The organism is Psychrobacter sp. JCM 18903 (genome assembly GCF_000586475.1).
In the GTDB taxonomy this organism is placed as follows: domain Bacteria; phylum Pseudomonadota; class Gammaproteobacteria; order Pseudomonadales; family Moraxellaceae; genus Psychrobacter.
Genome location: NZ_BAWJ01000011.1, coordinates 88,056 through 110,398 on the forward strand (window position 1 = coordinate 88,056; position 22,343 = coordinate 110,398).

The following is a 22,343-nucleotide window of genomic DNA, read 5'->3' on the forward strand; positions in this document are numbered from 1 at the left end:
TGGGCGCACTATGTCAGACACTGCAACGATTACTTCAGTAAAACACTCATCTCATAAACTATCTAGTAACCTGTCTAACAAGACGGCAATCGATACTGCCACGCTATTGATTAAATGCCGCGATCAAGCCGGTATTGTGCAAGCGGTATCTGAGTTTATTCATCGCTATGGTGCTAATATTATTACTCTCGATCAGTATTCAACTGCTCATGAGGGTGGTCAATATTTTATGCGTTTAGAGTTTGCTTTAGCAGGATTAAGCGAGATTATTGAGAATTTTGAAGCCAGTTTTGCGCATACGGTAGCCAAGCGCCATAACATGGCTTGGCGTTTACATGATAATGCGATTAAGACGAAAGTTGGCATTTTAGTATCAAAGTTTGATCATGCATTGTTGGATTTGTTATGGCGGCATCAGCGAGGTTTACTTGACTGCGAGATTACCTCTGTTGTTAGTAATCACGAAGACTTGCGCCAATCGGTAGAGAACTTCGGTATTACTTTCCATCATGTGCCAGTGACCAAAGACAATAAATCAGAGGCAGAAGAGCAAATTCATGAGTTGATGGAAGGCAATGATTTGCTAGTGTTGGCGCGTTATATGCAGATATTATCGTCTGATTTTGTCAAGCGATGGCCGATGCAAGTCATTAATATTCATCATTCATTTTTGCCTGCATTTGTGGGAGCTGATCCTTATCGTCAGGCTTATGATAAAGGTGTGAAACTCATCGGCGCGACCGCGCATTATGTCACCGCTGAGCTTGATCAAGGCCCTATCATTGAGCAAGATGTACACCGAGTCACTCACCGTCAAGGTGTGACGGAGCTGCGCGCTATTGGTCGTGATATCGAGCGTAATGTCTTGGCACGCGCTGTGAACTGGCATGTACAAAACCGCGTGATTGTAGCGGGTAATAAAACCGTGGTTTTTAATTAGCATTTAATTAGAGCGAGTTCAAATTGAGAAGTGCTGGTTAACAGAAGGTTAAAAAAAGCCGTGAGTATTATTCATTAATACTCACGGCTTTTTTCTGGACCTATTGCTATTGCAGCGCTGATTTTATATCAGCATCTCTAACACAAACTTGCTGCCCACAAAGCCGATGGCTAATAGGATAAAAGCATAGATAGTCATATTGGCGGCACGTTTGCCCCGCCATCCAGCACGCCAGTTACCGACCAGTAGCGCCCCAAACAATAACCAAGACAGCAGGCTAAACACGGTCTTATGCACAATATGCTGCGCCATCAAATCCTTTACATAGATAAAGCCAATGCCCAATGCGATACTTAGTAGGACAAAACCGACCAATAGCATATCGAATAATAGACTCTCCATACTTTGTAGTGACGGTAGTTTATTCACCCAAAAACGATGAATAGAGTGGTGCTTGAGTTCGCGTATTTGTAGGCGTAAAAATAGCGCTTGCACCGCTGCCATCAGCAGCACACAATAGGCGGCAAGTGATAGTAATATATGAGCTTCAAGCCCAATACTGATATTTGTAATGGGTTGATAAGGCGCACGGCCAATATAGCCAATTGTTAACCCTACCAATGCTGTTGGCGCTGCCAGTATGCCCAGACTGACGATAGGGCGATACAAACAAAATAAAAAATAGAAGAACAAAAAGAATAAGCTGATTAGACTAATGATATTAAAAAGATTAAAGTTTAGCCCGTAAAGCGTAACAACATAAGGATAAAGTAGCGCCGCATGCGCGAGCATGCCGACCATCAATAATCCCAAACTGATGCCTTTATGGATAGGCTTATCCCGAGTCAGTGCCCAACTAAGGTAAGCGCTGACTAAGATATAGGCTAGGCTAGCAAGTAAGAATGCAAAGTGCACAGATATAATGCCTCATCTCATACTGAGCGCAAAATAGCCGCTCAATTTAATGCTAAAGTGGTATTATCGGAATGATTAGAATAATCGTCCAATTTATCATAAAATGGGTGCCAATTGAGCACCAACTTGCTTATTCCTTATAAATGCTTGGCCAAGTTTGCTTGAATAAGCGCTCATATGCCTAGCTTGTAAAGCGATTGTCTATAAGTCATAAAGCGCCGCGCCAAGCTTTGGTAATGCTGTATTTGCAAAATCATTATAATTTTGGCGTCGTCTTGGTGCTATAGTGTTGATAATATACTGTTTTTTATCATTGTTTTTATGAAGATACGATTAAATACTTTACAGTATTCCCTAAGAATATTTATCCGCTATTTGAGCTGAAGCCAGTTTCACTAAGTATTATTTTAAGTAAGCATTATTTTAAGTAAATATTGTTTTCACCAAGAATTATTTTAACTGAGAGTTATTTATGTTTGATACCTTAACAGAACGTTTATCGTCGAGCCTGCGCAATATCGTCGGTACTGGGCAGTTGACCGAAGACAACATCAAAGATACCCTGCGTGAAGTGCGTATGGCGCTACTAGAAGCCGACGTCGCGCTACCCGTCACCCGTGACTTTGTAAAGCGCGTCAAAGAGCAAGCGCTTGGTGCAGAAGTACTCAAAGAGTTGGCGCCAGGGCAAGCCTTTGTCAAAATCGTCCATGACGAACTGACCGAAATGATGGGCAGTGCCAATCAGCAGCTTGAGATGACGGGTAAGCCACCAGTTGTTTATTTACTGGCTGGTTTGCAAGGGGCAGGTAAAACCACGACGGCTGGTAAATTGGCGAAGTTTTTACAAGAGCGCCATAAGAAAAAGGTGATGCTAGTATCCGCTGACGTCTATCGTCCAGCGGCGATTGCTCAGCTTGAGCAAGTGGCAGGTCAAGTGAATGCCAAGTTTGTCAACTCAAGCATTGATGAAAACCCGATAGACATCGCGCTGCGTGCTATCGAAGAAGCCAAAATTCAATATCAAGATATTCTGATTATTGATACTGCTGGTCGTCTGGCTATCGATGAGACTATGATGGCTGAAATTAAGGCGTTAACTGCAGCGGTCAATCCTTCTGAGACCTTATTCGTCGTCGATGCGATGACTGGTCAAGATGCGGCAAATACCGCCAAAGCCTTTAATGATGCGCTGCCATTAACGGGTGTGATTTTAACTAAGACTGACGGTGATGCTCGCGGCGGTGCGGCACTTTCTGTACGCGCGATTACTGGTAAGCCAATTAAGTTTTTAGGTCGCGGTGAAAAATTAGACGCGCTAGAGCTGTTCCATCCTGAACGTATCGCTCAACGTATTCTTGGTATGGGTGACGTCTTAAGCCTAGTCGAAGAAGTTGAACAAAAAATCGACCGTGATAAAGCCGAAAAAATGGCGAAAAAGATGCAAAAGGGCGGCGATTTCGACCTTGAGGATCTATTGACCCAATTCCAACAAATGAAAAGCATGGGCGGCATGGCAGGCTTCTTAGATAAGATGCCAGGTATGGGCGGCTCGGATATGCAAAAAGCGGTCGAAGATGCTAAGCCAGAAGAAAAAGTACGTGAGATGGAAGCGTTGATTAATTCGATGACGCCATTTGAGCGCAAAAATCCTGATAAAATTAACCCAAGCCGTAAGCGCCGTATTGCCGCAGGTTCGGGACGTGAGATTCAAGACGTCAATCGTTTGCTCAAACAACACAAGCAAATGGCAAAAATGATGAAAATGATCTCTAAGCCTGAAGGCATCAGTAAAATGATGAAATCGATGCAAGGGCTAATGGGTGGCGGCGGTGCTGGTGGCGGCGGTGGCGGTCCTTTATTTGGTGGCGGCGGTCAGCAAGGCGGCGTCAAGGATGTGAATCCACAACAAATGGCTAAGCAGATGGGTCTAGATCCAAACAACATGCCAAGCACCGAAGAGATGCAAAAACAAATGCAGGAAATGCAGAATCAAGCGCCAAAAAAGTTTAAAACCCGTTTTTAATTGATAGATGCTTAGATTGCTATAGTATTCAATTCTTAATGAAAACCCCAAGGTGCAAGTCGCTTTGGGTTTTTTTATGTCTGTCATGTTCCCATAAATATTGATGGATTAAGTATGAAAATTTAGAAATTAATAAAATTTGCCTATCCTAAATGCTATGATAGGCGCTGTTTTATAATGCTAAGTCAATAGGTCGAGGTTATGATGTTTTTAGCAATGGATACCGTGTTTGATCAGTGTTCGATCGCGATTTTAGATGCCAGTGGTCAAGTGCTATCGAGTCATACAGAGACGGGTAAACGCCAGCAAACCCAGCAAATTCTGCCAATGATTGACGCCGCTTTGTCCGAGGCTAAGCTCAACCTTGCTGATTTACAAGCCTTGATATTTAACCGTGGTCCTGGTGCCTTTAGTGGCATACGGATTAATACGGCAGTAGTACAAGCATTGTCTGTCGCCCATGATATTCCTTGTGTAGGAGTCTCAAGCCTACAAGCGATTGCGCAAGCGGCGTATCAAAAATATGGTGTGACCGAAGTGTATAGCGCCCTTGATGCGCGTATGCAGCAAATTTATTTTGGGCAATATGTGCTAATAGACAACCTTATGCAGGCGGTTAATCAAGAAAATGGCGAAGATACCGAGCAGTTGCTCGATTATGACAGCCAGACCGTGCTTAATATTCCCATTGCTGGCAATGGTGCGCCGTTATTAATATTACATGACGGTCAGAGCATTCAGGCAGATATTCACCCTGACGCTACTGTGATGGGGCAGCTTGGTATGGCTCAATTTAGGGCGACAGGCGGCACAGAAGCCTCGCAAGCTTACCAAAGTATCTGCGCAATCAAGCGTGGAAAACGCTAAAAGAGCAAGGTAAGGCGTAACCATCATATTAATGCCAGCCATTATCAGCGCTATATAAAATATAAAAATACTCTAAAACGCTATTAGCCAATAGATCCATATTTAGGAAAGCCATCGTGGATATCATTTTATTAATTCAAGCTGTTATCATGGGTATCGTTGAAGGTATCACTGAATTTTTACCAATCTCTAGCACTGGCTACTTGATTTTATCAGCGGATTTGATGGGCTTTTGGACCAAAGAAAAAGTCGATTTATTTGTGGTAGTGGTGCAGCTTGGCGCTATCTTAGCGGTCATTTATGATTACTGGGACAGACTATGGCAAGCGCTGATGGGTCTGCTGACAGGCAAAGCTGAAAGCATGAGTAATCCACGCCAGCTAGGACTTAGCTTGATTGTGGCGACTATTCCGGTGATGATCGTTGGCTTCACCTTCGCTGATGAGATTAAATCATATTTATTCAATCCCATCGTCGTGGCAATTATGCTGATTATCGGTGGCTTATTGATATTCTATGTAGAAAATCGCCCTAAAACGATTATTGCGCAAGAAGCAGAAGACGTCAGTCTAAAAACAGCGTTGATGATTGGTCTGCTGCAATGTCTGGCATTGATACCGGGAACATCACGCTCAGGCGCGACAATTATCGGCGCGCTATGGCTCGGCGTCTCACGTAAAGCTTCCGCTGAATTTTCTTTCTTTTTGGGTATTCCAGTCATCGTGGGCGCGGCATTATTGGATTTGCTGAAGCACCATGATGTATTGACCAATAGCGAGGATTGGCTGGTATTAGGTATAGGTACGGTGGTGTCATTTATCGTCGCCTTACTCTGTATCCGTTTGCTAGTAGAATGGGTCAGTCGTCGTGATTTTAAAATATTTGCGTGGTTACGCATTATTACTGGCATCATTGTATTAATAGCGGCTTGGGGTTTTGGTTATCAAATGGCAGGCTAGAGCCGATTGTGGGATGAGTCTATAAGCCGCGAATAGGAAAGTAGAGATGACCGCTTCACGCCAAGGGTTCAAAGAGAGTAGTAACATTATGCACTGCCAACTATACTATGTCAGCGAGTCGCAGCATAGTCAGGTTGCAGATATACAAGCGTTGATAATCGCACATCAGTTGCCCATTATTTTACACCTTGAGCTGTTTACCGATAAGCTTAGTCAAAAACGTCGCCAGCAGTTAACCCAGGCAGCTACCCAACCTATATTGTTGTTGGATGAAAAAAATAAGCTATCATGGCTGAGCGATGGGTTAAGCGTTGCACCAGAATGGGATAAGCTGCAACGCCGTGTGGTGAGTGCGGGGCGTAAGTCTGAGTTATTATTACAAGCGGTCAAAATTACATCGGACAGTCAGGTTATCGATGCCACAGCAGGCTTTGGTCATGACAGCTTGATATTAGCCAGTACGGGCGCTCAGGTCATCATGATCGAGCAGCAGCCTTGATGGCATTGTTATTGTTAGTAGAGCAGCAGCGTATGAGTGGGCTAGCAAATTGGCAAAAGCTGATGAGCCGTCTGCATATTATCAATACCGATGCGCTTGGCTATTTTGCAACTCTAGCAGCGGATACGATAGATGACGCTAAAGAAATCGATATGAAAGCAGTCGATGTGGTGTATCTGGATCCTATGTTTCCGGAAGACAGTTACCAAGATAGCAAAACGGGTAAAGGCGCTAAAGTGGGCAAGCACATGCAAGCCTTACACCAATTGGCTAGCCCACCAACGCTAGAACAAGAAGAACAGTTGCTACAAAGTGCGCAAGCAGCCATCCGTCAAAATGCTCAAACGTCTGGCCGCGTAGTCGTTAAGCGTCCGCAATTTGCGCCGTTACTTGCGCATCAACAACCAAGTGAGAGCTGGCATAACGAAGCCGTACGCTTTGATGGTTATTTTGTTTAATAGCCATTTTTTATGATAATGACTGTGCTTAGCTATTGAACTCAGTTATTGAGCTTAGAGTGCGCAGTTAGCAACTCCATATTTGTAAAATTAAGAGTGATTGGATTTAGGAGCAGGGAATGTCGACGCTAATTATTTGGATCATGTGCAGGATTATTATTAATAAATATCATGTTGCGCACCCGAATATTAAGCTAGAAGCCCGTTTAAAAGAGTTCAGTCGTCCTGAAGATTATGTGGCATTTTTGCGTCAACAAGCCGCACAAAAAGACAAAATCCCTGCCATTAAAGCCTTACGCAAACAATATCCTGAGCTGTCGCTCATCGAGGCCAACAAATTGTGGCAACAAATCCAGTAGCTCGCCAATGTATTAATAATTCAATGTAATAGCACTTCATATAAGAGCTGCCGAAAAAGTAGGCAAACACGCACAAAAAAACCTTCTATTAATGATAATAAAAAGCCATGACATTTAACGACAAACTACAAGCTTACCTGCAGCTGACGCGCTTTGATAAACCAGTAGGTATAGAACTACTACTCTGGCCAACGCTATGGGGCGTAATGCTGGCGGCGATGGGTCAAGCGCAACAGCAAGGGGCAACAGCAGGCTTGCCAAGCCTCAAGATATTTGTACTTTTTGCGCTAGGCGCAATTTTTATGCGGGCGGCAGGTTGCGCGATCAATGATTTTGCCGATCGTAAGGTCGATGGTCATGTGACCCGCACCAAAGGACGTCCATTAGCTGATGGGCGTCTGTCTGCTAAAGAAGCAATCGCTGTTTTTTTAGTATTGGTATTACTCAGCGCCAGTTTGCTGTTCTTTTTGCCGATAGCCGTATTTTACTGGTCGCTTGGCGCAGTGTTATTGGCATTCATTTATCCATTTATGAAGCGTTTTACCCATTTGCCGCAGGTGTTTTTAGCAGCGGCTTTTGGTTGGGCGATACCGATGGCGTATGTGGCGATACAAGGCGCGCCTGATATCTGGTGTTGGCTGTTATTTGTCGCTTATATGTGTTGGACCGTGGCTTATGATACCCAGTATGCTATGGCTGACCGTGAAGATGATTTAAAAATTGGGGTCAAATCAACGGCGATATTATTTGGTCGCTATGATGTGATTATTATCTCGCTGCTACAAACATTGTTTTTGCTTATCATGGGCGCGGTCATTTGGCATTACTTTGCACCGACAAGCTTAGGCCTGACGCCAGTATTTGGCTTGGCGTTAGTGGCGATGATGTTTGCTAAGCAAAATAGCGCTTGTGCTACTCGTAATGCAAGAGCCTGTTTTCAGGCGTTTTTAGCCAATATATGGGTAGGGCGTTACGTATTTGCTCTCATTGCAATCGCTTGTCTATGGACGACTTTTAATGGATAACTTCAAAAAGCTCTCAAAGTCAAAAGCGAAAAAATCTTCTGATGCCAATGCACCTGTCATCGATTATCAAGCAAAGCTAGCTGAGCATGGATTAACACGCGAACAAGTGATCGCCACCGAGCGTAAATTGGCTAAGTTTGCTAATACGATGGATTCGCTGGTACGTGTGCCTTTTACCAAACAAGGCATGGGTGCAGATGCGGCGCTTTCAACGATTCCGCTGGCAGGAGATTTAGCAGGACTGGCTTTAACCAGCTATGCTTTTGTATTAGGGCGTCAGCTGGGTGTGCCAGCGCATAAAATGACGCCTGCGGTCAGACTGGCACTCATTGATATGGTCGTTGGTATCGTACCGGGTATTGGCACGCTGCTCGATATTTTTATTCGCCCCAGTCGTAAGACTTTAGGCATCGTGCATGAGCATCTGCACGATGAATATGGTATTACTGAAACGATGCACATGGATCGGCCGTTTTTGCATCAATCGCTTGAAGATAAGCAGCGTAGCCGTTTTGGCGCTTTTTGGCGCAATCCTATCATTGCGTGGTTGTATTTGCACATTCCTGATCTGTTGGGACTAATCGTTATTGTAGTGATTGGTTGGGGACTGTGGGCAGTAATCAGTTGGCTGGTCAGTCTGTTTGGAAAGGTAACTGGATTTGGTTAGAGAAAAGTTAATAGCATTAAAAAGGCGGCAAATATCATAAATATTTGCGCCTTTTTAATGCTCAAGAGATTTCTTTTATGTAACTTTTTAAAGGTTCTAAGCTGTATTTTTTAATCAATTACTCAGTGATGACTTCTGCTTCGGCACTGACTGCATCAAAGCTAGTAATTTTGTTATTTTGGACAAGGTCGATAGTACCACCGCCTGCATGACTGACCAGTTGGATGCTGCCATCGCTTGATCGATAAGTTGGGTTATTGCCTTGGCCTTCTGGCGCACTTAGTGTCATTTTTGGTTTGTTCGGTAGGCTAATGATAGCGTTGAGTACGCCTGCTGCTGAGGTTTCAAAAACGACCGAGAGTGATTCACCAGCCGCATTTTTATAACGGACATCAGTAATTTGCGCGCCTTTAATGGCTTGTTCTGGATTTGGTGCTGGTGCAGTATTGTTTGCTACCGAGTCTGTTGCACCAAGGTCATTCTCTAGCTCAGTTAAACTTACATCTTGTTCTGAGCTTACTTCAGGATTTGCGATATCATCACCATTATCAGCGGTCGTATCAACATTAATATTGGTAGTCACGGGTGTGGTTTGTACTGCCGCTTCAGAGATTGTTTCGTTATCTGTCTCAGGCTCTGGTGTTTTTTGGCAAGCACTCAATAGTGAGAGACTTAAAAAAATAGCAGAAATCGCTTGAAAAAAGGGTTTTGATTTTGCAATTGTAAGAGCATCGATTTTCATAATCATACGGCTACCCATTGGCAGAGTTTTTGTTTAAATATAGTGAACGACGTAGAATTATTTATCCCTCACAGTCAAATATGACCGTCATCTGCTATTACTATCAATTTCTTGCTTACTATCTACAGGCATTACTTATTTCAGTTTTAGGTTGTCGGCTGCCATACCGCTTTCTTTATACACGTCATCTAAGTATCGATGGCTGGCAAGTAGCTTGTCTACAACGCCACTTTGGCTTTGAATATTGAGCTTTTGAGAAAAGTCTAAAATCGAGTTTAATTGATCTAATACCATGTCATAGCTGGTATTTTGTTTGTCGGTATCAATAATGACTGTTTTGGCATAATGTTGATCGAGGCTAAGGTAGTCGCTAATCAATTCTGGAACACGTGTGGTGATGAGTTTATTGAGGGTAAATAGCTGTGATTCAGTGATTTCTTCATGATGGGTAGACTCATATTGTTGTCCAATATCGTCCATAGTCACTCGAAACGTCTTAGGTACTTGCTCGTCATAAAGTAGCTTGATAAAAGGATGTCGAGCTGAAAAATTAATCATGCTGAGCCCGTTAGCTCGCTCATGATTTACCTCGTTGTTTACAGCCATATCTGCTTTAGACTGGGTAGCGACAAGATTCGCAGAAGCCAAGTATTCTTGATGCCGCTGTATAGAAGCAATCTGTGTGTGCTTAGACTTTTCTTTCATCACAAAAAATATGGGCACAATAACAATTAGGCTAAGCAAAATGAGTAAGGTAAAAAAAGACATGTCGGGGCTCTGTCATAAAAAATGCTATTTATTAAAAAAAAGTTTTTAGATTACAATATAACATGCTTGTGTTATGTTAAGGCAAAATAGCGGTCGATAAAAGTTGTATCTCGCTACTGTTTATCTCGCTATTATGTATCTTACCACTATATATCTTACGACTAAGTGTTTGCCTATTTCTAATTAAGGAAGATGATGAATAATGACACGATTACTAAGAGTCAGCTAGCCGCTTATAAACCAACTACTGCTTATGTCGGGACTTCTTGGGCGGTGATGTTGGTGGGTGTCCTAGCGTATTTACTTGGCTTATGGAATGCACAGAGTATGTTATTAAATGAAAAAGGCTATTATATAGCGGTGCTGGCGCTAGGTCTTTATTCAGCAATTAGTTTGCAAAAAACCCTTCGTGATCGTAGCGAAGGTATTCCAACAACCAATATGTATTATCTAATCAGCTGGGCGGCTCTTGGATTATCCATTGCGCTAATCGCTATTGGTTTGATGAATGCGGGAAGTTTAAGCTTAAGTGAAAAAGGCTTTTATATGATGGCATTTACCATGAGTTTATTTGCTGCAGTGACCATTCAAAAAAACACCCGTGACGAAGCACAGATTCGGACTTTAACTGCCCCAATGATTACGACTGATACTCAAAGTAGTACTAAAATTGGTCATCAAGAGTCCCGCGACTCTGACACTGGAAAATCACTTTTTGGTGCGGTTAAATCTAGAATGGAAGGCACTGATTAAACCTTTGACTAAAAATCTCAAGTAAGCGGTGTTTGTAAACGCGTACGATTTGGCGACAGGCGCGCAAGCATCGCTGTTGATAAGGGGGCAAATGCTCCTAACATCATATCTGTTAACGCTTCAGCACATATTGGTGCAATGGCATACCCTTTAGCACCCATCGCACTCATTACCCAAATTCTTTTGCTGTCTGCTAACGCTCCAACGATGGGGTGATAATCAGGCGTTTGCGTGCGAATCCCCGCTCGTCCTTGCCACAAACTAATATCTGTTGGAATAATCGAGTCCATCTCAGGAATGGCAGTCACTAGTTTGTCTCGGCTAATCTGATGCTCTTCTGTGCGGATATCTATGTCTGTATCATTACGTATAAAGCTTGCGCCTAATAAAAACTGAGAGTGCTGTTCTATAACATCGTTCAATTGTGCATCGCCTGTTTGCGCGGTAAATAATGCACAGTAGCCACTATATTTAAGCGGTATTTTGGGCAATATGGTGAGCTGTTCGGTTGTGGGCGTAAACCAAGAAAGCTGACCACGAATTTTACGACAATCAAAAATACGCTTGTCCAGTTGATGGCTCTCAAAAGCTGCGCAAATGACCACGTTATCAGCGCTAATGGATATCGTCTGCTTATCCTGATTATTGCCTTCGATACAAGCATTTTCTTCTGTTTCGCTAATACTCTTAACGTCTACTTGCTGAAAGTGGATGAGCGGATGCATTAGGATAGTATCTTTTAATGCTTGCGGATTGACCAAGCCAGACTGCGGTAAATACAAATTCTCTGATAAATCTTGTGTTTTTAACCCGCTGACAGTTTGCGCCTGCTCATGGGATAGTGTGGTGGCCATCTCATCGGGGTAATCAGCGATTTGCTCTGTGCCAATATTGGCTTTCATAAGCAGATCAAGAGCACCCGTTGGTTCAAGTATTGGCACTAATCCTAATTTTTCAGCATCTACATTTAAGCATCGATATAGCCTGCTGCTATAGAGATAGCCTATGGTATGCAAATGTTCATCGACATGATGAATGGGCGTCATCTTAGGAGCGAGCAGAGCACGAGGGTTGCCTGATGCGCCTGCCAAAGGTGCTGATTTATCTAGCAAAGTCACTTGAATACCACGATTGGCCAATGACCAAGCCGTTAATAGCCCTGAAACGCCAGCGCCAATGACAATGCTATGGGCGGGCAGGTTGTCAGTGGGTTTGGTAGATTGGCTATCGTTGTCGGGCGCGGCGGTGCTAGCATTATTGTAAGAGGTTATGTCTTTACTATTTATGTCTTTACTATTTATGTCTTTACTATTGTTGCCATTATTATTGTCAGTTAAATTTATGGTATCCAGCATGATCGCCGTTAGCATTTCGTTCTTACGACCAAAGCCTTTCACTTTTTTAATCTGAAAGCCACAATCTTGCAGCGCACGTTTGACGATACCGGCACAGCTATAGGTGGCGGCAGTTGTATTGGGTCGTGATAAACGCTGCATTTGTGCAAAAATACTATCCGCCCACAAGGTACTATTGCAAGAGGGCGCAAAACCATCTAAAAACCAAGCGTCAACATAAGGTGCATGCGAGCTAGAAGAGTTACTTGATAGTTTGGCTAAGCTCTCAGCTGCGTCACCCAACCATATATCAAAAGTCAAATTATCATCAAAGAAACTCAAACGATGACAGCCCGCGATAAGAGGCGGATAGGCCGCCAATAATAGCTCTATTAGTGTTGTCAATTCAGGCGCGCGCTGTCCCCATAAGGCAAGTATTTGGGTAAGGTCGGTAAGGGGTATCGGGAACTTTTCAGTGGTAATAAAATGCAGTTTTGCAGTTGCTAATTGAGGGTGTATATCCCGCAGCTGTCGCCATAGCTGCCACGTAGCGAGAAAATTCAGTCCAGTACCAAAGCCCAATTCAGCAATCGTAAAGCATTGCTTTGGTGCAAGATTGGTCAGTCGTTCAGGCAATTGATTGTGCGCCAAAAACACATGACGCGATTCCGCTAAACCATCAGCATTTGAGAAGTAAACATCACCAAACTCACCCGATACAGGCACTTTATTACCCGTATCATCCATCTGCCAATCAATCTTGGCAGGGGTGATATTTGATGAGTGAATGCTTAGTGACTGAGTGTTTTTAGAGGATGTCGACGATGTATCAGTATCTTTTGATTCGAACGTGGATTTAGACATAGACAGTCACATAAGATAAATCAATAAAAAGCGCGTGGTACTAGTTACCAGCGTTCACGGCGGACAAACACCAACCAAGAAATAAAAATACCGACCAGTAAGCTAATTAACACAGTAAATGCACCGTATAAAAAAAGCTGACCTTTGCTCTCGTAGACCAAAACATTTACTTGAGTTTGCAAGTCATTCAACTCGCGCTGCAACTGTGCATTACGGCTTAATAGCTGCTGATTGGCATCGGATAACGCCTTATCAGATGGTTGTAATTGCGCCGCCAATGTATCGCTGATATTCATCACTGAGTTTTTCGTTGGTTGAGCGGTCGATATTGGTTGAGCTGGCACGGGTGTCGTGAGTGTTGGATCAGCCACATCGATAGCTGTCACCGTCGGCGCAGCCTGTGCTGAAACAGTAGCCATAAAAATCATACTAACAATGCTACGCTGATAAGAGCGACTTTTTAACAAAGATAGGCACTGAATCACGATTTTGCTACTTTAACTGATGCGCTGTCATCCGCTTTTGGCAATGTATGAATAAAGGGTTTGATATCTACGTGACTGTACACGCCATCACGTAAGTAAGGCTCATCGTTTGCCCATGCTTGCGCTGCTTCTGCAGAGTCAAAGTCAGCAATAATTAAGCTGCCTGACATCTCGCCTTTGCCATGCTCGATGGGTGTTGGACCAGCGATAATCAGTCGATTGTCATGATCTAAAGCTTGCAAGCGTTCGACATGTTCAGCGCGGGTAATCTGACGTTGTGCGCTGCTATTGGCCACGTCATGACCAATAATGGCAAATAAGGACATGAGACTTCCTCGATTAATAAAAATTATGATTAATTTAAAGTGTTTTGCTTAATGCGCCCGAGCTAATTGCGATTAATGATTGTCGCTATTGGCATTTAGAGATAGCATTGGCTCTATTATAAAATGAGTATTATTTGACGGTTTTATCGGCGAGCGCAGGGTTGAGGTGCTTTTTTAATACGGCAAACTGGGCGATGACGAATACCAACATAATCGGAATCCAGCCATAAGTTTTAAAGTTAATCCATGCCTCATCTGACATCGTAAACGCTGTGATATAATGCAGTATGCCCATAAAGGCAAAAAACAGTGCCCAAGCGAGAGTGAGTTTTTTCCAACCACTCATCGTCAGCAAAAAAACATCTTTCATCGCCAGTTGCATCAGTGGCTTATTAATCGCAGCACTGACTAAAAGTGTTAGTGCAAAGATACCGTTGATAATAGGTGACTTCCAACGCAGATAGATATCATCACGCAATAATAAAGTACCACCACAAAACAAAATGGTTAATAGTAAGACAACCCATTGCTGTTTATCAAAAGTGCCTTTTTGGCGAATAAAATGAATGGCATAAACGACGATGGTGGCGATAAGCAACGCACCTGCCCCCGCTAGGATACCACTGTAGCGAGCAGCAATAAAAAAGGCAATTAAGGGAATAAAGTCTAATAAAGCTTTCATAGCAAAGGGGATGTCCGACAAAAACGTATGGGGTAGTTTACACGTCTACTGCGCCAAAAAAAAGCAATCAACACGATAATCATGCTATATCACAGGCCTGCGTAGCAATATCTGATGATTATGACTCATAATCATGACAACTGCCAAATATAACGGCTTATTGCAATGTGCTCATTTTTTTTATTTTCTACACTTTTAATTTTTAATGCTAAGGCTTCTCTTATGAAATTCGATTTACATTGTCACAGCACTTGCTCTGATGGTACTTATGCACCAACGGAAGTGGTGCAGCGCGCCCATGCGGCCGGCGTCAATGTATTGGCATTGACCGATCACGATACGCTGGCAGGAATTGATGAGGCGCGTGCGGCTGCCATTGCCTGCGATATGCAGCTGATTAATGGGGTCGAGATAAGCTGTGAGCATACACTTATTGGTGGTTATGGCAAAAATAAATCAACCAATAAAATCATCCATGTGCTGGGGTTAGATTTTACCGATCGCGAAAAAATGCATGCAACGCTGCAGCAATTACAGGATAGCCGTGCCACGCGTGGTCAACGAATCACTGAAAAGCTCAGTGTGCTATTAGATATTAACTATGATGCGCTGTGGCAAGCCGTACTTGATAAAGCTGGCGGCAACCCACAAGCGGTCGGGCGCGCGCATATTGGTCAAGTATTGTTTGAGCGCGGTGAAGTCAAGACAGTACAAAAAGCCTTTGATAAGTATTTGGCAGATAATAAACCTGCTTATGTGGCGATTGATGCACTGAGTATGGCTGACGGCATTGAGCTGATCCATGCTTGTGGTGGCAAGGCGGTGTTGGCGCATCCCACGCGCTATCAGCTTTCAGCGACACGAGTTCGTAAACTGATTGAAGAGTTTGCTGGTCTTGGTGGCGATGCTTGTGAGCTGCCGTCGAATAGCGAACCGGTTAGTACTCGCAGAATGGTCGATCGCAGTATCGCTGCCCACAATCTTGTCGCCTCGATCGGCAGTGACTTTCATGGTAGCAATATGCCGTGGCGTCGTTTGGGTGATGTACCGACAATGAACCTGATCAGCAGGGAGTTTGGCAGTCTTTTGCAATGTTTTCTTAAACGAAAATTCATTGCTGAGTACAGTTTTGAATGTTGACTAAGCTCAAACATCAATTGACAGGTTATCCAAAAAACATGCGTCATATATTGACGCATGAAGGCAGTAAATAGATTGATAACTGCGACAGAAATTGCCACACTAGATGAGTGGGGTTTTTTTAAAAATGAAATTTTCGGGGTTAACTCCCATTTAGTTTACAAAATGTAGTATCGACACTCGCATTCTTATCTACTTAAGTTTTTGGGAATGGTATAAGGTAAAAAGTCATACCATTTATTATTGTTGATTCAGGCTTTTGATTTTTATTTAATGGTTTTAATGTCGACTTAATTACTTTCAATATTTGCGGTAGCCCTACTATGGCTGTATCGATATCTCATCTAGGCTACACCAAGCTATCTCAAGCAATTTTTGAGTGGCAAGCTGCTGATAAAACGTCATTACTGGCTTTATTTATGGTGATGGAGGTATCTTTACACTGGCTATGGTGCTTATTTGTTTGGTGGCGCCGCGATATTTATGACACCTATGTCGATATAGCCCTGCTGTATCCACTATGGTTCGGCGTGACACTGGTAGCTTTGTTTTTATTATGGATGACCAGTCGTTTTTCACCTGTCAAAAAAGCCAATAGCAATTTGTATAAGTGGCAAGGCATACTAATTACGGTCTATAGTACCTATATTGCAATGGTTATTTTAGTTTTAGGACATAGTAGCTTGGTCGCGGGCGTCTCTTTAGTCGGCGGTGCGATATTGGGGATGATGCTTATACGTCGGCGCTACGTATGGAGAGCATTTTTAGGGCACGCAGCCGTCATTCTAGCAGTCACATTTATTCCTTATCTTGGCGTTACTTTACCCAATCTGCGTCAAATGACGCTCACGGTCATTCCTCTTGATACCTATTATAGTTATATCAATTATAGTGAAATTACGACAATCGAAAACGCCATCTCTGCCTCTATTTTTCAAAATGGCACGCTAAATTGGGACAGTGTTGATCAATTGCGCCGATCTTCCGCTTTTTTTTGGCGTTCTACACATATTTATATGGCGCTACCAAAAGCTATTTTTATTATCTATATGTTTCGTACTTTGTTACTAATATTAGATGATAGTAAAAAGGAAATTTTGCAGCATGCCAATCAAGATGAGCTAACTCAACTCAAAAGTCGCCGTTACGGATGATGCAAATGAAGCAGGTGCTGAAGTCAGTAGAAGACCATCAAGATATCAGCGTTATTTTATTGGATTTGGATTGGTTTAAAGAGGTCAATGACAGTTACGGTCATGAGATCGGGGATCGAGTATTGGTGGAGGTCGCGCAGACGCTCTTGCAGTCTTTAACTGATGAAACAATCGTGAGTCGCTATGGCGGTGAGGAGTTTTTGATTGTATTGCCAGATACGAAGCACGACACAGCTATGATAATTGCTGAACAATTACGGCGTGTTATCGCCAAACACGTCATCATTCTCGATGACGATACAACCTTTAGTGTGACTGCTAGCTTGGGGCTATATACACTGACCCATGGTGAGCGTAATTGTATAAAACAAGCCTGCGAAACTCTGAATAAAAAGGATGCCTCGCAGTCGCTTGCTAAACCGCAGAGAATCCCCTCGTATAGTAGCAAACGCGTGAATCGTAAAATTCCCGCAGTGCAGCTACCTCACGATATTTGCCAGCGCCTAATTTGTATGGCAGATAAGGCTTTGTATGAAGCCAAAGGCCGTGGCCGTGATCAAGTGGTGAGTGCCAACGAGATGTTGGCAGCAAAAAATAATAATATTGAGGCACTCTATGGCACATGACTAGCTGCCATAGTCGAAGGGTCAACTACGTTTTAGTATATTAATTGTTTTACTAAGCTTGCCAAGACACTGGTGGCAAAGCTACCTGTCGTTAACGTAAAGCTCAGCACCAATGTCTGTTCATTATCTTTATCCTGCCATTCCCAATACAGCGCTTCAATAGGTAGGCGCAGCGCGCGTCGCTGTGCTTTTACATCGCGCTGCTCTAAGCCATTGGCTAAGCGAGCCAGTAGCGGATTTTGCTGAATCACATTTTTCTCAGTACTTGCCGCCATGCCGCTGACTTTATCATTATCCTTGCCCCATAATGCAGCAGTGGGATGGATATCACCCGTCTCAAGGCGTTCACGCAACGTGTCGTCTATGGCTTCGCTAGTAAATATTGACCCTGAACCTCTAAGTTAAACACTTCGCCTGCCAGCCCAGTATTCCAGCTGCCATCACGTACACGTAACGCCAATATCTCATTGAAAATTAAGCTACGTGCGGCAGACAGCTCCATTGTATTCTGCTTACGTGGCGCGTGCTTGCGTTTGCTCTTTTTGGGTTGTGGTCGACTTTGTTGCGGTGGGCGTGGGCGGGCAAACAGCGATAATGCTTCTCTAATATTATTGCCATTTCGTCCAAAACGCTGAGGGCCGAAATAATTGGGCACGCCATTTATAGCGATGCTTGCTAAATGCTGCTCGACATCTTGCTTCGCCGACAATAATTGCTCAGGTGCTGGCAATGCTGTATCAAAATCAGCAAATTGGATATCACGCAAGGTGATGATAAATTGATTGGCGCGATGCGTGCCGCGATTGAGCTTTTTGTTGTGCCATTTCTGGTCGATGATCGTGACCGATTCATCGGCTCCGATATCGACTGGTGCAAACTCAGCCGCTGGCAGCTGTTTTTTTGGGATTCGCAAGCTAAACCACTGAGTTGTCAATGCATGGCGATCCTTAAGACCTGAATAACCAACATCACGCAGAGGAATCTCTGCCCACTCTGACAGCAGCTTTGCAAGATAAGCGGTATTCATCCCTAGTTTTTGGATATGCAGCCATAAATGCTCACCTTCACCGGTGAATTCGAGCGGCAATAGCTCATTAACGATAAAGTCTGTTGCGTGGGCTTTATAGGTCGCTTGCTGTACAGGTGGTTGAAGAGGCTGCGGTAACTGCGCAGTATCCGTCGCGGTGGTAATATCGATACTTGCCATATCAAACTGCTCATTATCAAATTGATTGTTTTCAAGAGCGGATTGAGGGCTAGCATTAATATCGGTCATGTCATCACGAGAAGTCATAAAGTCGTCTTTTATTTTGAGGATAAGATTTAAAAAAATAGGTAAGCATAGGGATTAACAGTTAACGATTACGTTTTGCAACGCAGGAAACATACAAAAAAAACAGCGTGTGCGAAAGTGTCTTGCTACTATCAATGGATAGCGTTTTAAAAAAGCATTTAAATAAACGTATCGAGAATGGTATTTTTCGTTGAAATTGGCTGATGCGATAGGGTTATTTTCAACACGTTTGATTCAGGGAACCATTATAACTGTTAAGGAAGACTTATGACCAATGCAACGATTGACACAGTGACTATTAATAAGGCTGATATTGCCAATGGCGGTATGAAATCGTACAAGCAAGATGATGATAGTATCATTTTAATTACCCGTGACGACGATGAGTTTCAGGCGTTCGATGGTAAATGCCCGCACGCAGGCGCAGATTTAGGCACAGGATTACGTTGTGGCAATCGCGTGGTCTGTCCTTGGCATCATGCGACTTTTGATAGCCGTGATGGCAATCTGTTAGAGCCAGTAGCGACAGCAGGCTTGACTCAATATGAAGTGACCGATAACGGCGACAGCTTGACGGTGAATATCTCAGCGAAGATAGATAAACAGATTACAAATGATAAGCTTATCGAGACGCATACTCTCATCGTGGGCGGTGGCGCGGCTGGTTTTATGACAGCGCATCAGCTGCGTAACACTGGCTATGGCGGCAAAATCACCTTGATTAGTGCTGATGATAAAGCCCCTTATAATCGTCCATTATTGTCCAAAGCATTTTTAGCGGGCAATATGCCTGAAGAGAAGCTTCTACTAGGCGGTGCAGATTGGGCGAGCAAACACGATATTAATTTACGCTTGAATCAAACTGTCAGCGAAGTATTGCCCAATGAACGTACCATTATCATTAAAGATAAAAATGGTCATAGCGACAGACAAACTGCTGATTTTTTAGTGGTTGCAACAGGCGCTGAGCCAAAGATACCGCCCTTTAAAGGGGCTGAGCTTGATGGCGTTTATACGCTGCGTAGTATGGATGATGCCAAATTGATAAAAGCGGCCAGTCACGATCAGCGTGTGGTGATTATCGGTACTGGCTTTATCGGTATGGAGGTCGCTTCCGCATTGGCGCAGGCAGGCACGACGGCTTCTATTACCGTCATCGGAAAAGACCATCGCGTCATGGGAAATATTGTCTCCGAAACCGTCAGTAATGCGCTGATCAAGCTGCATGAAGAAAAAGGCATTCAGTTTGTTTTTGATGCCACGGTCAATGAAATCACTGAGGTTAAAAGGGTTGTTAATCGGTCTGAGAATGAAGAAGAAAATCAAACCTTTTCACAAGTGGGCGGTGTCACGCTGGCGAACGGTGAGCAAGTTGATGCTGATATTGTGATTTTAGGGACTGGCGTAGCACCACGTATAGAACTGTTCGAAGAAGTAAACGCGCCAGATGGTGTTCAAGTGGACGAGTATTTACAGCTGCGTGATGGGGTCTATGCATTGGGTGATATTGCGAAAGCTTCTGGGCAAATGGGGCGCATGCGCATCGAACATTGGCGCGTGGCCTTGCAACATGGCTTAGTGACTGCGGCTGCGATATTAAATGATGAAAGTGTCAGCTCGCTCGCCGCGCGTATCCCGTTCTTTTGGACGATGCAATATGGCAAGAGCTTGCGCTATAGTGGTCATGCCACGACACCCGATAACAATATTTTGTTTGGTTCACCAGACACGCTAGATTATATCGAATATTATTTTGATGATGACGGGGAAGACACACGTGCTAGTGCGGCTAGCACTTTAGGGCATGATAAAGAATTGGTTGCCTTTTCTGAACTACTCCGCCGTGGTCATGCGCCAACGCGTGCACAGCTTAAGGCAGGATTTAATATTATCGACCAAGCACAGGTATTATCGCCCTAGTACTCAAGATGGATACATATTACTATTAAGGCTGACCTATCGATTTGGGTCAGTTTTTTTAATACAAACAAGGAAAGGAAAAATTATAATATGAATAAAAACACTATAGATAAAAATTACTTGGATAGAGAGTCCGTGTTTTTACGACAAGCGCAAGCCGATGATATTAATGCACTGGAGCAGTTATTGAACTGCTGCTATCGCGAGACCGCAGGTTGGACCAATGAGGCGGATTTAATTGGCGGTATTCGAACCACGTCAGCCGAGCTCGCTGCCGTGATTAATGACCCTAATCACTATTACTTTGTCTATCCAAAAACGACAACGGGCGACCGTGATGGAGAGGAAACGGGTGAGATACTTGGTTGTATCGCTGTCGATATCAAAACCGATGCTGACTCAAATAACAAAGCCTATATCGGCATGTTTGCAGTAGATCCAGAGCTGCAGGGGCAGGGCGTTGGTAATATTATTTTGCAAGCGGCAGAAACCTTTGCTACTCGTCATCTACAGTCAGATGGGCAAGCAGCAGCTAAAAAAACTGCACGTTTGACCATGTCTATTTTGAGTCATCGTCCTGAGCTGTTGGCTTACTATCAGCGCCGAGGTTATGAGCTAAATGGTAATAAAATGCCATTTCCAAATGACGGCAATAATGGTGAGCCAAAGCGTGAAGATTTAGAATTATTGGAGTTAGAAAAAATGGTTCATTAAAGAATATTGAATGTTTAAAGGCTGATTTTATCAACCCCAAAAATGACCAAAGGTCATAAATAGCCCAATACTTAGCAGGATAAATGCCACGATAATTAAGCGCTTGAACCAGTTAAAAGCGGGCAAGCGCGTGGCATTGTCATCAGACATCAGATAAGCAAATAAAAACAACAAACTTGCTGCCAAGGTCATGATTCCCAGACCAATCGGTAATATAAAAAAGTACACCTGCCACACAGTTATCTCGCAACGGTTTTGAATACCACATCATAGCAGTATCGTGAATGTACTGTCAGTATGCACCGCACGTTAATTCTTTCATCTCATTAAATTATTAAAGCTATTCATCATAAATCTAACCTTGTGTTCTAAAATTAAGTTGGGTATTTAGAAGTAATTCTGTATAGTGAAGTAACATTATAGATACATTGAGATTGAGATGACTAATCTGAAAAAATTGGCAGTCATAGCATTACTAACACCGCTATTTGTCGCATGCTCTAATGCACCTTCTGAAAGCACGGTTGAAGCGTTAATCGAGGCACAATACGAGCAAGCCAATAGTATGATGGACGATGCGATGGCGAACGCAGGCAATGATGAGATGGCAAAGGCGATGAGCGGCATGATGGAGGGTATGATGCCAAAGCTTGAACGCGTCGAGAATATCAACTGTGATACTGTTGAGGGCGACAATACTTATATGTGTACCGCTGATATCACTCAGACAATCGCGGGGGAGAGCCGCACTAACAAGACCAATTTCAAGGTTTATCAAGTGAACGATGAATGGGTATTAGGCAATTAAAGCAGAGCTATGTTTTTTAAA

General features: G+C 43.4%; 22 protein-coding genes and 3 pseudogenes. 15 read left to right on the top strand and 10 right to left on the bottom strand.

Annotated elements, in window-relative coordinates:
• Nucleotides 1-10: 10 nt before the first annotated feature.
• Entirely contained in the window at nucleotides 11-940 is a 930-nt protein-coding gene (gene purU / locus TT12_RS09230) for a formyltetrahydrofolate deformylase (RefSeq protein WP_227678896.1), read from the top strand.
• A 123-nt stretch (nucleotides 941-1,063) separates the two neighbouring features.
• Here the strand turns inward: purU and TT12_RS09235 are convergent, their stop codons facing one another.
• Complete coding sequence (locus TT12_RS09235) at nucleotides 1,064-1,855, bottom strand: cytochrome C assembly family protein (RefSeq protein ID WP_045454168.1); 792 nt, start codon at nucleotides 1,853-1,855, stop codon at nucleotides 1,064-1,066.
• A gap of 472 nt (nucleotides 1,856-2,327) precedes the next feature.
• On the opposite strand from TT12_RS09235, the gene ffh reads away from it, so the two are divergent.
• From ffh to TT12_RS09270, 7 genes and pseudogenes are all read left to right on the top strand, one after another.
• Nucleotides 2,328-3,878 (top strand): signal recognition particle protein, encoded by a 1,551-nt coding sequence (ffh, locus tag TT12_RS09240; protein ID WP_045454171.1) that lies wholly within the window; start codon nucleotides 2,328-2,330, stop codon nucleotides 3,876-3,878.
• Between the two features lie 204 nt (nucleotides 3,879-4,082).
• Nucleotides 4,083-4,765: pseudogene (gene tsaB / locus TT12_RS09245) on the top strand (tRNA (adenosine(37)-N6)-threonylcarbamoyltransferase complex dimerization subunit type 1 TsaB).
• Between the two features lie 96 nt (nucleotides 4,766-4,861).
• Nucleotides 4,862-5,704 carry an undecaprenyl-diphosphate phosphatase gene (locus TT12_RS09250; protein ID WP_045454175.1) on the top strand — a complete coding sequence of 281 codons (843 nt, stop codon included), beginning with the start codon at nucleotides 4,862-4,864 and terminating at the stop codon, nucleotides 5,702-5,704.
• An 88-nt stretch (nucleotides 5,705-5,792) separates the two neighbouring features.
• Nucleotides 5,793-6,661, top strand: a pseudogene (locus TT12_RS09255) (class I SAM-dependent methyltransferase).
• A 119-nt stretch (nucleotides 6,662-6,780) separates the two neighbouring features.
• Nucleotides 6,781-7,020 (top strand): hypothetical protein, encoded by a 240-nt coding sequence (locus tag TT12_RS09260; protein ID WP_243443546.1) that lies wholly within the window; start codon nucleotides 6,781-6,783, stop codon nucleotides 7,018-7,020.
• 107 nt (nucleotides 7,021-7,127) lie between these two features.
• Nucleotides 7,128-8,045, top strand: a complete 918-nt coding sequence (gene ubiA / locus TT12_RS09265; RefSeq protein WP_045454178.1) for a 4-hydroxybenzoate octaprenyltransferase — start codon at nucleotides 7,128-7,130, stop codon at nucleotides 8,043-8,045.
• Nucleotides 8,038-8,712, top strand: coding sequence for a DUF4112 domain-containing protein (locus TT12_RS09270; protein WP_045454182.1), 675 nt, complete (start codon nucleotides 8,038-8,040; stop codon nucleotides 8,710-8,712). The genes ubiA and TT12_RS09270 overlap by 8 nt, the downstream gene beginning before the upstream one ends.
• Nucleotides 8,713-8,830: 118 nt before the next feature.
• Here the strand turns inward: TT12_RS09270 and TT12_RS09275 are convergent, their stop codons facing one another.
• Both TT12_RS09275 and TT12_RS09280 read right to left on the bottom strand, forming a co-directional pair.
• Complete coding sequence (locus tag TT12_RS09275; protein WP_045454252.1) at nucleotides 8,831-9,454, bottom strand: hypothetical protein; 624 nt, start codon at nucleotides 9,452-9,454, stop codon at nucleotides 8,831-8,833.
• Between the two features lie 135 nt (nucleotides 9,455-9,589).
• Nucleotides 9,590-10,222, bottom strand: coding sequence for a hypothetical protein (locus TT12_RS09280; protein WP_045454185.1), 633 nt, complete (start codon nucleotides 10,220-10,222; stop codon nucleotides 9,590-9,592).
• A 195-nt stretch (nucleotides 10,223-10,417) separates the two neighbouring features.
• Here TT12_RS09280 and yiaA point away from each other — a divergent pair, with 195 nt between their 5' ends.
• Nucleotides 10,418-10,975 (top strand): inner membrane protein YiaA, encoded by a 558-nt coding sequence (yiaA, locus tag TT12_RS09285; RefSeq protein ID WP_201502800.1) that lies wholly within the window; start codon nucleotides 10,418-10,420, stop codon nucleotides 10,973-10,975.
• A gap of 17 nt (nucleotides 10,976-10,992) precedes the next feature.
• Here the strand turns inward: yiaA and mnmC2 are convergent, their stop codons facing one another.
• The 4 genes from mnmC2 to ispZ all read right to left on the bottom strand — a co-directional run bounded on the left by mnmC2 (nucleotide 10,993) and on the right by ispZ (nucleotide 14,666).
• A complete protein-coding gene (mnmC2, locus tag TT12_RS09290) occupies nucleotides 10,993-13,056 on the bottom strand; it encodes a tRNA (5-methylaminomethyl-2-thiouridine)(34)-methyltransferase MnmC2 (protein WP_227678902.1) in 2,064 nt (687 codons plus the stop codon).
• A 161-nt stretch (nucleotides 13,057-13,217) separates the two neighbouring features.
• Entirely contained in the window at nucleotides 13,218-13,592 is a 375-nt protein-coding gene (locus tag TT12_RS09295) for an SH3 domain-containing protein (RefSeq protein ID WP_227676030.1), read from the bottom strand.
• Between the two features lie 62 nt (nucleotides 13,593-13,654).
• Nucleotides 13,655-13,984 carry a YciI family protein gene (locus TT12_RS09300; RefSeq protein WP_045444270.1) on the bottom strand — a complete coding sequence of 110 codons (330 nt, stop codon included), beginning with the start codon at nucleotides 13,982-13,984 and terminating at the stop codon, nucleotides 13,655-13,657.
• 130 nt (nucleotides 13,985-14,114) lie between these two features.
• Nucleotides 14,115-14,666: a septation protein IspZ gene (gene ispZ / locus TT12_RS09305; protein ID WP_045454192.1), complete on the bottom strand. Its 552-nt coding sequence runs from the start codon at nucleotides 14,664-14,666 to the stop codon at nucleotides 14,115-14,117.
• Nucleotides 14,667-14,888: 222 nt separating this feature from the next.
• On the opposite strand from ispZ, the pseudogene TT12_RS09310 reads away from it, so the two are divergent.
• The 3 genes and pseudogenes from TT12_RS09310 (at nucleotide 14,889) to TT12_RS17215 (ending at nucleotide 17,586) form a co-directional block, all read left to right on the top strand.
• Nucleotides 14,889-15,769 (top strand): annotated as a pseudogene (locus TT12_RS09310) (PHP domain-containing protein).
• A 360-nt stretch (nucleotides 15,770-16,129) separates the two neighbouring features.
• Nucleotides 16,130-16,960, top strand: coding sequence for a hypothetical protein (locus tag TT12_RS17210; protein WP_243443547.1), 831 nt, complete (start codon nucleotides 16,130-16,132; stop codon nucleotides 16,958-16,960).
• Between the two features lie 5 nt (nucleotides 16,961-16,965).
• A complete protein-coding gene (locus tag TT12_RS17215) occupies nucleotides 16,966-17,586 on the top strand; it encodes a GGDEF domain-containing protein (RefSeq protein ID WP_243443548.1) in 621 nt (206 codons plus the stop codon).
• Between the two features lie 32 nt (nucleotides 17,587-17,618).
• Here the strand turns inward: TT12_RS17215 and truD (TT12_RS17220) are convergent, their stop codons facing one another.
• Together truD (TT12_RS17220) and truD (TT12_RS09320) are read right to left on the bottom strand one after the other, a co-directional pair.
• Complete coding sequence (gene truD, locus TT12_RS17220) at nucleotides 17,619-17,939, bottom strand: tRNA pseudouridine(13) synthase TruD (RefSeq protein WP_243443549.1); 321 nt, start codon at nucleotides 17,937-17,939, stop codon at nucleotides 17,619-17,621.
• A gap of 8 nt (nucleotides 17,940-17,947) precedes the next feature.
• Complete coding sequence (gene truD, locus TT12_RS09320; RefSeq protein ID WP_243443550.1) at nucleotides 17,948-18,880, bottom strand: tRNA pseudouridine(13) synthase TruD; 933 nt, start codon at nucleotides 18,878-18,880, stop codon at nucleotides 17,948-17,950.
• A gap of 267 nt (nucleotides 18,881-19,147) precedes the next feature.
• Between truD (TT12_RS09320) and TT12_RS09325 the strand changes: the two genes are divergently transcribed.
• A complete protein-coding gene (locus TT12_RS09325) occupies nucleotides 19,148-20,800 on the top strand; it encodes an FAD-dependent oxidoreductase (RefSeq protein WP_045454196.1) in 1,653 nt (550 codons plus the stop codon).
• A gap of 90 nt (nucleotides 20,801-20,890) precedes the next feature.
• The gene (locus tag TT12_RS09330) at nucleotides 20,891-21,514 is read left to right on the top strand and encodes a GNAT family N-acetyltransferase (RefSeq protein WP_045454199.1); all 624 of its coding nucleotides are present in this window, start codon (nucleotides 20,891-20,893) and stop codon (nucleotides 21,512-21,514) included.
• 30 nt (nucleotides 21,515-21,544) lie between these two features.
• On the opposite strand, the gene TT12_RS09335 is transcribed toward TT12_RS09330, so the two are convergent.
• Nucleotides 21,545-21,742, bottom strand: a complete 198-nt coding sequence (locus tag TT12_RS09335; protein WP_227678900.1) for a hypothetical protein — start codon at nucleotides 21,740-21,742, stop codon at nucleotides 21,545-21,547.
• A gap of 211 nt (nucleotides 21,743-21,953) precedes the next feature.
• Here TT12_RS09335 and TT12_RS09340 point away from each other — a divergent pair, with 211 nt between their 5' ends.
• Complete coding sequence (locus tag TT12_RS09340; RefSeq protein ID WP_045454206.1) at nucleotides 21,954-22,322, top strand: hypothetical protein; 369 nt, start codon at nucleotides 21,954-21,956, stop codon at nucleotides 22,320-22,322.
• Nucleotides 22,323-22,343: the final 21 nt, after the last annotated feature.

Bases quoted from the DNA above. Each gene is read 5' to 3' on its own strand.
- yiaA (WP_201502800.1), top strand. From the start codon at position 10,418: ATGAATAATGACACGATTACTAAGAGTCAGCTAGCCGCTTATAAACCA.
- TT12_RS09330 (WP_045454199.1), top strand. From the start codon at position 20,891: ATGAATAAAAACACTATAGATAAAAATTACTTGGATAGAGAGTCCGTG.
- TT12_RS09280 (WP_045454185.1), bottom strand. From the start codon at position 10,222: ATGTCTTTTTTTACCTTACTCATTTTGCTTAGCCTAATTGTTATTGTG.
- TT12_RS09260 (WP_243443546.1), top strand. From the start codon at position 6,781: ATGTCGACGCTAATTATTTGGATCATGTGCAGGATTATTATTAATAAA.
- mnmC2 (WP_227678902.1), bottom strand. From the start codon at position 13,056: ATGGATGATACGGGTAATAAAGTGCCTGTATCGGGTGAGTTTGGTGAT.
- ffh (WP_045454171.1), top strand. From the start codon at position 2,328: ATGTTTGATACCTTAACAGAACGTTTATCGTCGAGCCTGCGCAATATC.
- TT12_RS09340 (WP_045454206.1), top strand. From the start codon at position 21,954: ATGACTAATCTGAAAAAATTGGCAGTCATAGCATTACTAACACCGCTA.
- purU (WP_227678896.1), top strand. From the start codon at position 11: ATGTCAGACACTGCAACGATTACTTCAGTAAAACACTCATCTCATAAA.
- ispZ (WP_045454192.1), bottom strand. From the start codon at position 14,666: ATGAAAGCTTTATTAGACTTTATTCCCTTAATTGCCTTTTTTATTGCT.
- TT12_RS09275 (WP_045454252.1), bottom strand. From the start codon at position 9,454: ATGAAAATCGATGCTCTTACAATTGCAAAATCAAAACCCTTTTTTCAA.
- TT12_RS09300 (WP_045444270.1), bottom strand. From the start codon at position 13,984: ATGTCCTTATTTGCCATTATTGGTCATGACGTGGCCAATAGCAGCGCA.
- ubiA (WP_045454178.1), top strand. From the start codon at position 7,128: ATGACATTTAACGACAAACTACAAGCTTACCTGCAGCTGACGCGCTTT.
- TT12_RS09325 (WP_045454196.1), top strand. From the start codon at position 19,148: ATGACCAATGCAACGATTGACACAGTGACTATTAATAAGGCTGATATT.
- TT12_RS17210 (WP_243443547.1), top strand. From the start codon at position 16,130: ATGGCTGTATCGATATCTCATCTAGGCTACACCAAGCTATCTCAAGCA.
- TT12_RS17215 (WP_243443548.1), top strand. From the start codon at position 16,966: ATGAAGCAGGTGCTGAAGTCAGTAGAAGACCATCAAGATATCAGCGTT.
- TT12_RS09295 (WP_227676030.1), bottom strand. From the start codon at position 13,592: ATGGCTACTGTTTCAGCACAGGCTGCGCCGACGGTGACAGCTATCGAT.
- truD (WP_243443550.1), bottom strand. From the start codon at position 18,880: ATGACTTCTCGTGATGACATGACCGATATTAATGCTAGCCCTCAATCC.
- TT12_RS09270 (WP_045454182.1), top strand. From the start codon at position 8,038: ATGGATAACTTCAAAAAGCTCTCAAAGTCAAAAGCGAAAAAATCTTCT.